The organism is Pseudonocardia hispaniensis, from assembly GCF_042658695.1.
Taxonomy (GTDB): domain Bacteria; phylum Actinomycetota; class Actinomycetes; order Mycobacteriales; family Pseudonocardiaceae; genus Pseudonocardia; species Pseudonocardia hispaniensis.
In genome coordinates this window covers 347275-361483 of record NZ_JBHSQW010000025.1, presented here as the reverse complement: position 1 = coordinate 361483, position 14209 = coordinate 347275, and the positions used below count along the sequence as shown (strand labels likewise).

General features: G+C 70.4%; 13 protein-coding genes. 3 read left to right on the top strand and 10 right to left on the bottom strand.

The window, feature by feature from the left end:
• Positions 1–519: alpha/beta fold hydrolase (locus ACFQE5_RS12340; RefSeq protein ID WP_379585011.1), on the bottom strand; the 519-nt coding region annotated here is incomplete at its 3' end.
• Positions 520–841: 322 nt separating this feature from the next.
• Here ACFQE5_RS12340 and ACFQE5_RS12335 point away from each other — a divergent pair.
• Entirely contained in the window at positions 842–2638 is a 1797-nt protein-coding gene (locus ACFQE5_RS12335; protein WP_379585010.1) for a sigma-54-dependent Fis family transcriptional regulator, read from the top strand.
• A gap of 63 nt (positions 2639–2701) precedes the next feature.
• Here the strand turns inward: ACFQE5_RS12335 and ACFQE5_RS12330 are convergent, their stop codons facing one another.
• The 3 genes from ACFQE5_RS12330 to ACFQE5_RS12320 form a co-directional block, all read right to left on the bottom strand.
• Positions 2702–4345, bottom strand: a complete 1644-nt coding sequence (locus tag ACFQE5_RS12330) for a flavin-containing monooxygenase (protein ID WP_379585009.1) — start codon at positions 4343–4345, stop codon at positions 2702–2704.
• A gap of 152 nt (positions 4346–4497) precedes the next feature.
• Positions 4498–4701 carry a hypothetical protein gene (locus tag ACFQE5_RS12325; protein WP_379585008.1) on the bottom strand — a complete coding sequence of 68 codons (204 nt, stop codon included), beginning with the start codon at positions 4699–4701 and terminating at the stop codon, positions 4498–4500.
• 31 nt (positions 4702–4732) lie between these two features.
• The gene (locus ACFQE5_RS12320) at positions 4733–6217 is read right to left on the bottom strand and encodes a DHA2 family efflux MFS transporter permease subunit (RefSeq protein WP_379585007.1); all 1485 of its coding nucleotides are present in this window, start codon (positions 6215–6217) and stop codon (positions 4733–4735) included.
• Positions 6218–6410: 193 nt separating this feature from the next.
• Here ACFQE5_RS12320 and ACFQE5_RS12315 point away from each other — a divergent pair, with 193 nt between their 5' ends.
• Positions 6411–7028, top strand: coding sequence for a sigma-70 family RNA polymerase sigma factor (locus ACFQE5_RS12315; protein WP_379585006.1), 618 nt, complete (start codon positions 6411–6413; stop codon positions 7026–7028).
• 35 nt (positions 7029–7063) lie between these two features.
• Here the strand turns inward: ACFQE5_RS12315 and ACFQE5_RS12310 are convergent, their stop codons facing one another.
• Positions 7064–7525, bottom strand: coding sequence for an ArsI/CadI family heavy metal resistance metalloenzyme (locus ACFQE5_RS12310; RefSeq protein ID WP_379585005.1), 462 nt, complete (start codon positions 7523–7525; stop codon positions 7064–7066).
• Positions 7526–7820: 295 nt separating this feature from the next.
• On the opposite strand from ACFQE5_RS12310, the gene ACFQE5_RS12305 reads away from it, so the two are divergent.
• Positions 7821–8672 (top strand): ABC transporter ATP-binding protein, encoded by an 852-nt coding sequence (locus ACFQE5_RS12305; RefSeq protein WP_379585004.1) that lies wholly within the window; start codon positions 7821–7823, stop codon positions 8670–8672.
• Positions 8673–8795: 123 nt separating this feature from the next.
• On the opposite strand, the gene ACFQE5_RS12300 is transcribed toward ACFQE5_RS12305, so the two are convergent.
• The 5 genes from ACFQE5_RS12300 to ACFQE5_RS12280 all read right to left on the bottom strand — a co-directional run.
• On the bottom strand, positions 8796–9605 hold the full coding sequence (locus ACFQE5_RS12300) for a methyltransferase domain-containing protein (RefSeq protein WP_379585003.1): 810 nt from the start codon (positions 9603–9605) through the stop codon (positions 8796–8798).
• A 134-nt stretch (positions 9606–9739) separates the two neighbouring features.
• Complete coding sequence (locus tag ACFQE5_RS12295) at positions 9740–9976, bottom strand: three-helix bundle dimerization domain-containing protein (RefSeq protein ID WP_379585002.1); 237 nt, start codon at positions 9974–9976, stop codon at positions 9740–9742.
• Between the two features lie 284 nt (positions 9977–10260).
• Positions 10261–12036: a sensor histidine kinase gene (locus ACFQE5_RS12290; RefSeq protein ID WP_379585001.1), complete on the bottom strand. Its 1776-nt coding sequence runs from the start codon at positions 12034–12036 to the stop codon at positions 10261–10263.
• Between the two features lie 127 nt (positions 12037–12163).
• Positions 12164–13696 (bottom strand): bifunctional aminoglycoside phosphotransferase/ATP-binding protein, encoded by a 1533-nt coding sequence (locus ACFQE5_RS12285; protein ID WP_379585000.1) that lies wholly within the window; start codon positions 13694–13696, stop codon positions 12164–12166.
• A partial coding sequence (locus ACFQE5_RS12280; protein WP_379584999.1) for a universal stress protein occupies positions 13693–14209 on the bottom strand: 517 nt, incomplete at its 5' end. The genes ACFQE5_RS12280 and ACFQE5_RS12285, both read right to left, overlap by 4 nt.

The following is a 14209-nucleotide window of genomic DNA, read 5'->3' as shown; positions in this document are numbered from 1 at the left end:
GTTCTGCGCGGTGCCGGCGATCGGGGCCGCCCGCTTGACCTTCTCCGGGAACCGGACCGCCCACTCGTAGGTCTGCTGGGCGCCCATCGAGCCGCCGACCACCAGCTGCAGGGTCTCGATCCCGAAATGCTCGCGCAGCAGCCGCTCCTGGGCCACCACGTCGTCGCCGATGCGCACCCGCGGGAACCGCGACATCGCGATCTCGGCGTTGGCGCCCTCGGCGTTGTGCGGGCTGGTGGACAGCCCGCTGCCGATCTGGTCGATCACCACGATGAAGTACCGGGTCGGGTCGAGCGCGTGGTCCGGTCCGATGTAGACGTCACGCCAGATCTGATGGGTGCCCGAGTACCAGGTGGGGACCAGGATGGCGTTGTCGCGGGCCGCGTTGAGGGTGCCGAAGGTCGCCACCGCGAGCCGGCAGTCCGGGATCGAGCCGCCCTCCTCCAGATCGAGCCGGCCGATGCTGATCAGTTCGTAGTCGCCGTGGAACTCGGGGGTGTAGTACGGATTGTCGATCATCGGTGATCCTCCTGGTGCGGGGTCTCCCAGGAGCGGCATGCCGTGGTCGACGACGCGGACGTCGGCGTCCCGCACCATCGTGGCGCCGCCGAGACCCGGATGCTCCCGGTGACGCCGACGATTCACGGACATCGCGCTCCTGGAGGTCGGGCGGCCGGACGGCGGACGAGCCGATCGCGCCGACGTCAGCCATCGGACGAGGCCCACTGTGTGGGCTGTCGCACACCGCGAGGTGTCCGATTATGAGACATGCCGAGACCTTGATATTTGGCACATCATGTGACTGACAGAATGTGATCAAGGACACGGGAGGTGCGATCCAATGGGGGATGTCGGGAATCGGCGATTCCTACTTGCGGCGGCCCGTGCGGGCTTCCTGGAGAGCGGAAACATCGAGCTGCACGGTGTTCCTGACCATGTGGCCGCTTCCTGGCGGCGCAGCTCCTCCCAAGGCGTCCAGCCGCACGAGGTGACCCCCGCCTTCTGCACCGAGCTCGACCTCGGCTCGCGGCTCGTCCGCTGCGCGCAACCGGTGATCGAGCAGTTGGCCGAACAGATCGCCGATATCCCCATCTGCGTGGCGCTGACAGACGAGCGGGCGCGCATCCTCAGTCGCCGAGACAGCAATCCCTGGATCGGACGGATGCTGGACCGGGTGTACTTCGCCCAGGGTTTCGACTACGCCGAGGACAAGGTCGGCACCAACGGCGTGGGGACGGTGCTGGAGTTCGGTGAGTCCGTCCACATTGTCGGCGCCGAACACTTCGCAGACCCCCTGCAGACCTTTGCTTGTGCCGGTGCACCGGTCCACGACCCCTTCACCGGCCGGATCGTGGGCGTGCTGGACGTCAGCTGCCTCAGTGATCATTCGACGCCGATGATGCACTCCTTGGTCCGCACGGCTTCGCGCCAGATCGAGACCAACCTGCTGCTCGACCGGAACCAGACGCAGCAGGCGCTGTTCGACGTGTACTCGCGGGTGGACGCGCGCAGTCGGCAAGCCGTGGTGGCGGTCGGACATCGGGTCGTGATGGCAAACGCGCCTGCGCAGGCGCTGCTCGGGCCGGGCGACCAGGATGCGCTTCGGGACCATCTGCGGTTCGTGATGCAGCGCCGCGAGACCGTGGACGAACAACTCGAACTACCCTCCGGCACCTGGGTACGGCTGCGTGGCTCGACGGTTCGGATGGGCGTTGACGTCGCTGGAATCGTCGGGGTCGTCTCAGTTCTCCAGGAGACCCCCGCCGCCACTGGGCCGGTGATCCCGAGTGGCCGCACACCGCTTCGAGCGGCCGGCATGGCGCAGCCGGGCGCGAAGGAACGCCATTCCCCTGCCTGGCGTGCTGCTGTCGCCACGGTGGAAGCCGCCATGCGTGCCGCAGACCCGGTGCTCGTCCTCGGCGAACCGGGATCCGGCCGCTTCACCCTGCTCGCCGCTGCACACCGGCTCGTCCATGATCGGAGCCGAGCTGTCGCGCTGGCGGTCGCGGAGGTCGAAGCGGCGCCGGCGGAGGTGGGAGCCCGGCTGCGGCAGACGACCTCGGAGCCGACGCTGTATGTCCTACGGGACGTCGACCGGTTGTCCCCGCAGGCTTTGGAGACACTGACCGATGCGTTGGACTGTGGTCGCGACAGGTCGCCGATACTCGCCGCCACGGCATCCGAGACGCTCGTCCAGCATCGTGTTCAGCAGCGGATGCTGGCAGCCTTCAGCGCGTCGGCGACGGTGCCACCGCTGCGCCACCGTGGGGCCGACCTGCCCGCCTTGGTGCGGTCGCTGCTGGCGGACCTCGCCCCGCACCGGGAGGTCCGCCTGTCTCAGCAGGCCCTGCGCCTGCTCGGCAGCTACCGCTGGCCAGGCAATGTCCGGCAGCTCAAGCAGGCTCTGGCCGCGGCGCTGGCCCGACGCCCGGTGGGGGCCATCAAGGCAGATGACTTGCCCGCGTTCTGTCAGAGCGCTCCCCGCTGCTCGCTGCGCCCGGTCGATGAGATCGAACGCGACGCGATCGTCACCGCGTTGCGCGAGGCCGAGGGCAACCGGGTGGCCGCGGCCGCCACACTCGGCATCGCCCGCTCCACCCTGTACCGCAAGATCCGCCAGTACGGAATCACGATCTGACTCCTTGGCCTGGCCCGGTAGCCGGCGCCCTTTGGGTGGGGCGCCGGCTACCGGGGCCGCGACTCAGCTCGTCTGGAAGGACGGGTAGCCCGCAGCGGCCTCCTCGTCGCACTTCTTGCGGTAGGTGCCGACACCGCCGATGTAGGAAAGCAGGCGGCGCGGTTTGCCGTCCACATTCGAGCCCATGTACCAGGAGTGGGTCTTCGTCACCAAGGTTGCGTTCGCGGTCTCCTCGTGGTGGGCGATCCAGGCATCCTCGCCCTGTCTGGTCGGCTCGATCACCGACTTGCCCTGCTTGCGTACGTGCCGGATGACATCAGTGATCCACTCGGTCTGCTGCTGCAGGCAGGTGGTCATATTGCACAGAGCCGCCGAGGGGGCGAGCGGTACCGCGGTGGTGAGCAGGTTCGGGTATCCCTCGATCATCAGACCCATCGTGGTGCGGATGTCGCGGCTCCAGTCCTCGGCCAGCGAACGGCCGTCGCGGCCGCGGATATCGATCCGGGTCAGGGCGCCTGTGCCGGCATCGAAGCCGGTGGCCAGGATGATCACGTCAAGCTGGTGGACGGTGCCGTCGCTGAGCTGGATGCCTTCTGGGGCGATCCGGGCGATCGGATTATCCCGGACGCCGACCAGGTCGACGTTGTCGCGGTGGTAGACCTCGAGGTAGTTGGTCTCCAACGGGACGCGATGAGTGCCGAACCCATAGTCGGTGGGGACGAGAATGTCGATCAGTCGCTGGTCCTTGAGGCGAGCGCGCATCTTCTCCCGGACGAATTCCGAGACGGCCTCATTGACCTCCTCGACGAAGAACATCTCGCCGAAGCTGGCCAGCCACAGTTTGAGCGAGCCGTCCTGGTAGATCTCCTCCAGGATCTCCTGCCGCTGCTCGGGACTGCAGTCGGCCCAGACGTGCTCGAAATCGTACTCGAACCCCGTGAAGGTGTGCGGAATCGTGGCCTTCAGTTCCGCGAAGCGGCTCTTGTACCAGGTCTGCTCGGCCTCGCCGTACTTCGGGTTCTTCATCGGCAGCACGTACTGCGGGGTCCGGGCGAAGACAGTCAGATGTCCGACTTCGTCGGCGATCGTCTGAATCACCTGAATACCGGTTGCGCCAATGCCGACCACGCCGACTCGCTTGCCGGCCAGTTCGACCTTCTCCTTCGGCCACCGGGAGGTGTGGAAGATCCGCCCGCGGAAGGTGTCCTGGCCCTCGAAGACGTTCTCCAACGGCGCGGACAACATGCCGCCGCAGGTGATGAAGAACTGCGTGTCGATCGTGTCACCGCGATCGGTGTGGATTGTCCAGCGGCCACGGTCCTCGTCGAAGTTAGCGCCGGTGATGGTGGTGGAGAACTGAATGTCCCGGCGCAAGTCGTATCGGTCGGCGACATAGTGCATCCACTGCTCGATCTCGGGCTGGTCCGGGAACTTCTGGGTCCAGCTCCAGTCTTTGTAGAGGTCCTCGGAGAACAGGTACTGGTAGATGTAGCCTTCGCTGTCGAACCGGGCACCGGGGTAGCGGTTCCAGTACCAGGTTCCGCCCACGTCGGTGCCCGCCTCATAGGCCCGCACCCGCAAGCCTTGTTCGCGCAGTTGGTGCAGCTGGTACAGCCCGGCCACCCCGGCACCGAGGACCACCGCGTCGAGTTCGAGCTGTGCGGGGGTATCGCGAGTGTGGGGCGCGATAGCGGTCGCGGACGTCATCGGGATCCACCTCTCTGTGTTCCGCCTCATAGATGTGTGCCATCGTGATCGGCGTCTCAGGAGGTCGAGGTGTCCCAGAATCGGACATGGCCGGTAAGGCCACGACGTCGCAGTCGCCGTGACCAGCGCAGGGCGAGGCGCGCCGCCTCGCCCTACCCGGCGGGGGCGGCGCCGCCCCGGAAATCGTGCGCCTCGTCGTAGCTGTAGTCGCTGCCCGGATCGACCTCGTGCTCCGCCGCCGCGGCCCGGTGATTCGGGGGGTGCTCCTCCGCCGCGTCCGGTGGGGCGGGCGCCGCCTCGTGCGCCAGGTCGTAGCCGTAGTCCTCGGCGGATTCCTCGATGGGTTCGTGGTCCATACCGACGTTGTCCCGCGGATGCCGACCGGGATCAATGGGCCGGCGAGGCGGAGTTCTCGGCCGGTTCGCGGATCAGGAACGCGCCGACGACGGCGATCGGCGACAGGATGGCGGCCACGAGGAACGCGGTGTGGATCCCGGCCGCGGTCTGCTCGATCACGCCGACACCGGCCGCGGCGACCTGCGCGGCGCGCACGCTGAGCACGCTGACGAGCAGGGCGACCCCGGCGGCGCCGGCGAGTTGCTGGGTGGTGCCGAAGATCGCGCTGCCGTACGAGTACAGATGCGGCGGAACGGCGCCGAGGCCCGCGGTGAACAGCGGCGTGAACACGAACGCCAGCCCGACGCTGAGCAACAGGTGGAACACCAGGACGAGCAGGAACGGGCTGGTCGCGTCGAACAGCGTGGTGGACCACAGCGCGACGCTGGTGACCAGGGTGCCGGGCACCAGCAGTTTCCGGGCGCCGAAGCGGTCGTACAGCCTGCCCACCACCGGGCCGAGCAGCCCCATGAGCAGGCCACCGGGAAGCAGCAGCAGGCCGATGGCCAGCGGCTCCATTCCCAGGACGTTCTGCATGTAGATCGGCAGCAGGACGATGACGCCCAGCAGCGTGCCCATCATCAGCATCATCATGACTGTGGCCACGGTGAACGTCCGCGACCGGAAGGTCCGCAGGTCCAGCAGGGCCCGGTCGGTGCGTTGGAGCACGATCTGCCGGACGAGGAAGGCCGCCAGCCCGATCACTCCCACCACGAACGCCAGCCAGGTGGCGAGGGTGAGCGGCTCTCCGGCCTGCTGCCCGATGCTGCTCAGTCCGTACACGAGGCCACCGAAGCCGAACACCGAGAGCAGGACCGACCAGAGGTCGATCGGTGTGCTGATGGGTTCCCCGAGGTCGGTCAGCCGTTGCAGGCCCAGCACGAGGGTGACGACCGCGATCGGTAGCACGAGCCAGAACAGGAACCGCCACCCGAGCACGCTGAGCACCAGACCGGAGACGGTGGGCCCGATGGCCGGTGCCACCGAGATGACGATCGAGATGTTGCCCATCACCGCGCCGCGGCGGGTCGGCGGCACCAGCGTCATCACAGCGGTCATCAGCAGCGGCAGCATGATCGCCGTACCGCTGGCCTGCACCACACGGGCGGCCAGCAGCACGGCGAAGCCCGGTGCCAGCGCGGCGACCAGCGTGCCGACACTGAACAGCGCCATCGCGACGCCGTACAGCAACCGAGTGGCCACCCGCCGGATGAGATAGCCGGTGATGGGGATGATCACGGACATGGTGAGCAGGAAACCCGCGGTGAGCCACTGGCCCACGCTCGCCTCGACCTGCAGGTCGGCCATCAGGACCGGCAGGGCGACGCTCATGATCGTCTCGTTCAGGATGACGACGAACGTGGAGACGAGCAGCACCGCGATCACGGTGCGATCGCGGCTGGTCAGCTGAGCGGGCGCGCCCGGAGGGATTGCCTCGGGCGCGACGACGTCGGGGTTGGTCACGGTTGTCCTCACGGTCGGGAGAGCGTGATCCGGCCGAGCGGCCGTGATCGGCTGGTCCAATCTAGGAAATGGGACCGACAGAGCGCGCCGGATTAATCGGTGCCGAGGGTCACGTCCGTCGTCGGCTCCGCCTGATGCATCCTCCACGCACTACCGTCGTCAGTACGGGCGAGGCGCCCACGGCGGGCGTCGGAGCGGCGGCGACATGGACACGAAGACCATCGGGCGCACGGCCGGGGCGGACCGGCTCACCGAGCAGACGTGGCGCGAGGTGATCGCGCGGCTCCGCGCGTTCGTCCGCCGGCGCATCGCCGACCCGGACCGCGCGGACGACCTCGTCGGGGAGATCCTGCTGCGCGTCCACCAGGGCCTCGGCTCGGTCGACGACCGGGAACGCCTGGCGAACTGGGTCTTCCGGGTCGCCCGCAACGCGGTCATCGACGAGTACCGGCGCGCAGGCCGTGACCGGGAGCGGCTGGTGGCGGCGCCGGTCGACCCGCCCGCCGAGGAACCGACACCCGGCGACGGGGATGCGTCCGGCGCCGTCACGGAACTTGCGAGGTGCCTGCGCCCGTTACTCGGCGGGCTGCCGCCCGCACAGCGCCGGGCCGTGGAGCTGATCGACCTCGACGGCTGGCCCCAGGCACGCGCCGCGCGCAGTGAGGGTGTCTCGCTGTCGGGCATGAAATCGCGGGTGCAGCGCGGACGACGCAGGCTGGCCGACCTGCTCGGGCAGTGTTGCGCGCTCACCCTCGACGCCCGCGGCGTGCCGATGGACTACACGCCGTCGGGGCGCTGCGACTGCCCCGGCGAGCCGCGGTGACCGGCAGCTCACCGGTCACCGCGGCAGCGGCGTGATCAGCCGCAGCAGGTGGCCTCGGCGGTGTTGCGGGCCGCGCAGCTCGCCGCGCACACCGACACCGATTGGTCCTGCGGGTTGTCCGGGTTGTCGTCGGTGACGCTGTAGTACTCCCACCATCCGTGGGGCACGTCCGGGGCGGCCACGAACACCTTCTCCTGCACCGCGTGGCAGCACAGGTCCTGCTCGGCGACGGTCGTCGCCAGGCCGGCCGCCCGGAACCGGGCCAGCGCCGCGGCCACGTCGTCCGGGGTCTGCGCCTCGACCCCGAGATGGTTGAGCGGCTGCGGCGCGCCCGGGTTCTCGATCAGCACCAGCTTCAGCGGCGGGTCCGCCACGGCGAAGTTGGCGTAGCCCTCGCGCTGCTTGTGCGGCTCCACCCCGAACAACCGGGTGTAGAACGTGATGGCCTCCGCGAGGTCGTCGACGTTGAGCGCGAGCTGGATTCGCGTGCTGGACATGAGGGTGCCTCCGATCGCTGTCGGTGTGACGCGGTCGTCCTTGATGACGACGGCCCAGCCGATCGGACGCAGCGGCGGTACCGGTGTCCTCAGCTCTCGCGGATGAAGGCGTCGAGGTCCGCGGCCACCCGGCGCGGGTGTTCCCGGTCCGGGCTGTGCGATCGACGCCGCGGCGAGGCGGTAGGCTCGCACTCCTCTGATAAGTAGAGGGGTTCGGGAATGGCTCGGCGGGTGTTCCGGCCCCTGCCGCGGCGGCGAGCCGAACCCACCGGATGACGCTGAAGGATGCGCCTGCGTGATCGACGATGTCCTCGGTGACCGCGCCCTGGAGTTGGCCGACGTCACAGTCCGCCGGGACGGCAAGCAGATCCTGCACGGGGTCTCGTTCTCCGTGGGCGCGGGCGAGCACTGGGCGTTGCTGGGGCCGAACGGGGCGGGCAAGAGCACCATCCTGGGACTCTGCGGGGCGCTCACCCACCCGACCTCGGGCGTGGTCCGGGTGCTCGGCGCCCAGTTGGGCAGGGTGGAGCTGGCGGCGCTGCGCCGCTCGATCGGGCACGTGAACCCGCGGCATCCGCTGCGCTCGCCCCTGACGGTCCGGGAGGTGGTGCTCACCGGCGTGACCGGCAGTATCGAGCTCCCGCTGCGGTGGAAGCCCACCCCGGCCCAGCTCGCCCACGTCGACGACCTGCTCGCCGCCCTGGGCCTGACCGGAAAGGCCGAGCAGCGGTGGCCGACGCTGTCGCAAGGGGAACGGGGCCGCACACTGATCGCCCGCGCCCTCGTCGCCCGACCGCGGCTGCTGCTGCTGGACGAGCCCTCGACCGGTCTGGACGTCGCCGCGCGCGAGCAGCTGCTGGAGACCATCGACGGCCTGGACACGACGCATCCCGAGATCGCATCGATCCTGGTCACCCACCATCTGGAGGAGCTGCCGTCCACCACCACCCACGCCGTGCTGATCGCGAACGGCAGGGTGGTCGCCGCCGGCCCCGCCGGTGAGGTGGTGACCAGCCGCAACGTCACGGCCGCTTTCGAGCACCCGATCGACGTCGAGCACCGCGCCGGGCGGTGGAGCGCCAGGGCCCGCCGTGCCGCCGCGCCGGACAGCGGTCCGGACTGCGCGGAGCCGATCTCGGCGGGCTGACCGCGCACGCCCCGCGGCAGTGACGGGTCGCGGTCGTCCCCGCCGGTGCGGCGGCGCAGATCGGCACTGCGCAGGGCCTGGGCGTCGTCGGCTGAGACAACGGGGGAGCGCCGCGTCCCGGGGTCACACGTGGCAGAGGATCTCGCCGTGCGGGATGGCGAACCAGCCGTCGGGGTGCGCCGCCCAGGCCGTCCAGGCCGCGGAGACGTCCGCCAGGTCGGCCCGGGAGGCGTGTCCGCCCTCGATGGCCTGCTCGGCGATGCGCGAGTCGAGAATCCGGTCGGCCCACAGCCCGCCCCACCAGGCCCGCTCGGCGGGTGTGGAATGGCACCAGATCGACGCGCTCGGTGTGACGTCGGTGGCGCCGGCCGCATGGGCCCACGCGAGCAGGCGCCGCCCGGCGTCGGGCTCGGTGCCGTTGCTGTGCGCGACCGCGCGGTAGATCCGCAGCCACCGATCCAGCCGCGGGTCGGCGGGCCACCACATCGCGCCGGCGTAGTCGGTGTCGCGCGCGGCCACCAGGCCGCCGGGCCGGGCCAGCCGCAGCATCCGGCGCAGCGCGGCCACCGGGTCGCTCAGGTGCAGGAGCACCTGGTGGGCGTGCACGACGTCGAACGTGCCGGTCTGCTCGCCCAGGTCGAGCACATCGCCCTGCCGGAACTCGACGTTGGGCACGCCCTCGCGTTCGGCGGTCGTGCGCGCCTGCGCCAGTACGGACGCGGAGGGGTCGATCCCCGCGACGGTGCCCGGGGCCACCCGCCGTGCCAGATCGACGGTGATCGTGCCCGGCCCACAGCCGATGTCCAGAACGTCCATCCCGGCCCGCAGATGGCGCGCCAGGTAGGCCGCGGAGTTCTCCACGTTCCGCCAGTGCTGCGACCGCAGCACGCTCTCGGCGTGGCCCTGCCCGTAGCTCCGCTCTGCCCTCGTCATGCGCGGAGAATACCTGCCAATTTCCCATATTCTGCAACAGTCTTCTCATATGATGAGATGCGCTGCTTGGGAAGGCGGGGTATCGCACGGCGGGCCCCCGCGGCGGACGGGTATCTCCAGGGTGACGATCCGGCTCAGGTCTCAACCGTGTCGATGAGCTGCAACAGGCGTTGGCGGGCAAGGCGTTCGACCAGCTCCGGCAGGGCGTGCACCGGCGACGTGTCGAGGTCGCGACGGCAGCCGCACACGACGTCGCTGACCGTCGTCAGACCGGCGCGGCGGCTGAACTCCGACGCGAGACGCTCGATCGCCCCCTGCACGGCCTCGTCGTGCAGGGGGCAGCGGAACGGGTCGTTCGGGACGAGCCCCATAGATGATCTCCAGACTGTCGTGCCGCGTCGTCGGCCGTGGGCCCGGACAGCCTCGGCCAGGAACGGGCGGATCACGAGCGAATATCGACGTCCGCGTTGCGGGGAGGTCCCCCGCGACGCCAGCATGCCGAGGCCGCCCCCTCCCGGCCACGAGACTGTGGCCGGGAGACCCGAGGGCGAAAGTCCTGGCAACGGCGGGCGGATCCGCTCAGGCGCATGGATCCACCGGCGCCCTCGACCCCCCGGAGTCCACGAGGAACAGCGATGGTGCCGCAGGCCCGGGCCTACCCAGCCGTGGGGATCGACCAGCACAGATGCGTGCCGGACGGCTCCCGCCGATCGAGGCTGAGGGTGCCACCGCGGCGTTCGGCGCGCTGACGCAGGTTGGCCAACCCGCTGCGCCGGGTCTCCGCTCCGATGCCGACGCCGTCGTCGCGCACGTCGAGGGTCAGCCGATCGGCACCCGCCGCGATGTCGATCTCGGCGGACCGCGCCCCGGCATGGCGCGCGACGTTGCTGAGGGCCTCGCGCAGGACCGCGATGAGATCCTCGGCGACGTCGGCGTCCACGGTGTCCTCCAGAAGCCCGGAGAACCTCAGCGTCGGTTCGAACCCGAGTACCTCGGTCAGATCCGTGACCACGTCCAACAACCGCGATCGCAGCCCCAGCGGCGCGATGCCGCCGCTCTGGTGGAGCTGGAAGATCGTCGTTCGGATCTGCTTGATCGTATCGTCGAGGTCGCGGACGGCGCCCACGATGCGATCCGTGGCCCGGCCGGGGCCCAGGCCTGCCGCGACGCTTTGCAACGAGAGCCCGGCCGCGAACAGCCGCTGGATCACGTGGTCGTGCAGGTCGGCCGCGATGCGGTCGCGTTCGTCGAGCATCGCGGCCCGTTGGCGCTCGGCGCGCGCCTCGGCGAGCTCGATCGCGATCGAGGCCTGGCTGGCGAACCCGGCGGCCATGTCGAGATCCTCGGAGGTGAAGCCGGGCCGTCCGCTGAGCCTGGCGGTACTGATCACGCCGTTCACCTGCGTCGAGCCGGCAAGGGGCACGATCAGCACCGGTCCGATGTCCAGCACGCTCGCGGCGAAGAACTCCGGCCCGGGCCGGTTCTCGCCGGTGTCCACCCGCAGCGGCTCACCGGTGGCGAACACCCGGCCGACCAGGGAGTCCTTCACCGGAACCGCACGGTCCTGCAGCTGCTCGCTGCCCGCGCCGACCACCACCTCCATCCGCAGCCGCTCCCCGTCGTCGGTGGGTAACCCCACGGCCACCAGGTCGGCATGGGCGATGTCGCGGCAGCATTCGGCGATGAACCGCAGCGCCTGAGCGATGTCGGTGGTGTCCGAGGAGAGCATGCGGCGCGTGATCGCGGCGGTGGCCCGGAGCCACTCCCCGCGGGTGCGGGCGTCCTCATAGAGCCGGGCGTTCTCGATCGCCACCCCCGCGGTGGCGGCAAGGGCCAGCGCCAGCTGCTCGTCCTCCGCGCTGAACTCACCGCAGGTGCTCTCGGCGAGGTAGAGGTTGCCGAAGACCTCCTCCCGCACCCGGATCGGGACGCCGAGAAAGGTGCTCATCGGTGGGTGTCCCGGCGGGAAGCCGGACGAGCGGACGTCGTCGCTGATCCGGCGGAGCCGGATCGGCCGCGGGTCGTCGATGAGCGCGCCGAGCAATCCCTTGCCCTGGGGCAGATGCCCGATCCGGGTGACGTCCTCGGGCTCCATACCGGAGTGGACGAACTCGGCCAGACCCCCGTGCGTGGCGATGACGCCCAGCGCCGCGTAGCGGGCGCCGACGAGCTCACGCGCGGCCTCGACGATGCTCATGAGCACGGCGGGAAGAGCGAGGTCGCCGATGATCATCTGATTGGCGTGCAGCAGCCCACGCAACCGGTTCTGGGTGCCCATCACCTCCTGGGCGCGTTCGACCAGCTGACTCAGCAGCTGATCCAGCTCCAGCCGCGGTCGATCCGGGAAGGTCAGCTCATGGTGCGCAGCGTCCTCGTCTGCGTCGTCGACCCGCTTCTCGGCAGCGCTACTGCCTCCCTGACGCCCCGCCATCTGCGACTGGCACCTCCTGGACCCGTCGGACATGGACTGGTCGGCGGTCCCCTCCCGCCCCCCCACACACCCAGTCTGCCTGCTGCGAGCACGGAACTCACCGCTGTCACCTGCATGCCGACGCGGATCACGTGCCGTTGCCCGAGTGGAGTGACGCGCCGCCGCGACGTTCGCCGGTTGCCTGCCTGTCGAATCCCTCGTGGGTGGCGGCCTGCCACACCGACGTCGCGTGCCGGAGCGATTCCTCGACGGTCCCGGAGGTGGACAGGATGACCGCGTCGGGCCATTCGTCGGCCGCGACGGCCATCTGTGCCGCGATCTGAGCGGTCGCATCCGAGCTGCCCACCGGGCGGCTGCGCAGCCGCTGCGCCGCTACCTCGGTGCTGGTGCGGCACTCCAGCTGGATCAGCTCGCTGTGCGTGTCCTTCGCGAGCTTCTCGGCCTCCTGCCGGTGCAGCGCCGAGGTCCACGACGCATCGAGGATCACGGACTCGCCGCGCGCCAGCAGCTCACCCGCCCGGTCCAGCAGCTCGCGATACAGCGCCTCGGTGTGCTCGGCGCGGTAGAGCCCCTCCCGGTAGGCGGCGCCGGCGCGGGCGGTCGGATCGATCCCGGCCAGCTCCTTGCGGATCCGGTCGCTGGAGAGCACCACGGCGCCGAAGCGGTCGGCGAGACCACCGGCCACGGTCGTCTTGCCGGTTCCGGGCAGCCCACCGACCAGGGCCAGCCGAACCGCTCCCCGCTCCAGGTGCCGGCGCGCCACCTCGGCGTACTCGACGGCCGCCGCGGCTGCCGCGGCGTCCCCCTGGGCGTGGCGCAGGCACGCCACCTTCGCCCGGACGAACGCACGGTAGGCCGTGTAGTGGTGGCGCAGCGCCGAGGGCGCCGGATCGCCGGAGAACGCGACATAGGCGTCCAGGAACTCGGCCGCGCGGTGCGGCGCGCCGAGGCGTTCCAGATCCATGGCGAGGAAGGCCACGTCATCGAGCGCGTCGAGGTAGCGCAACCGATCGTCGAACTCCAGGCAGTCGAGTACCCGCGGCCCGTCGTCGAGCAGGAACACGTCGTCGGCGATGAGATCGCCGTGGCCGTCGACGATCCGATCGTCGGCGATCCGGCGGTCGAACAGCGGTCCGCGGCCGTCGACGAACCGCATCGCGAGCCGCTCGATGTGCTCGATCGCGGCGTCGTCGAGCGGAGCGCCGAGAATCGCGCGAGTCTCCACCACGTTGTCCTGCCAGCGGTTGCGCAGCGCCTCCCGGGTGCCCTGGGCGTTCACCGCGGGTCCGCGCTCGGCGCCGGCGTGGAACCGCGCCACCAGCCGCGCCAGGTCGCGCAGCGGCCCGCTGATGTCCTCGCCGGTGGCCAGCAGCGTGGCGAGCCGGCGGTCGGCGGGCATCCGCCGCATGACCAGGAGATGCTCGGCGACCTCGGCGGGCTCGCCGTCGGGGCGCGCAGCGGAGACGTCGCTGATCCCGAGGTAGACATCCGGCGAGAGCCTGCGGTTGAGTTCGAGCTCGCGGCGCAACGCCTCCCGGCGCAGCTCGAGGGTGCTGAAGTCCAGGAACCCGGTGCGCACCGGCTTTTTCATCTTGTACGCGCGGTCGCCGATCAACACGACGATGCCGACGTGGGTCTCCCGCAGCTCGGCCCCGCTCACCACAGCTCACCCTCATCACGCGGCTCGGTCACCCGGGCGGGCGCAGGCCGATCGACCTGCGGCTCGACGGAGATGACCCGCGGCGACACCACCGCCACCGGGCACGGACTCCAGCGCACCAGAGCACGGCTGGTGGAACCGATCAGCATCCGCATCGGCGCGCTGCGGGTGTTGGCGCCCACGACGACCAGCCGGGCCTGGTTGGCCTGCTCGAGCAACGCCTCGACGGGGCGCTCGTCGGTCACCCGCAGGTCCACCGCGACGCTCGGGAACCGGGTCCGCCACGCTGCGAGCTCGTCGGCGAGCCGGTCGGCGGTCCGTGTCCCGGAGTGCACCACGCTCAGCCGGGTCCGGTGGATGCGTGCGTCGGCGAACGCGGCGGTGAGCGCGGCGGCGTCGGTCGACGGGTCGAGGACCCCGACCACGACGGCGCCGTCGGCGGGCCTCGGTTCGCCGCGGACGACGACCACCGGGCAGGTCGCCCGGCCCGCCAGATCGAGTGCGAGCGAACCG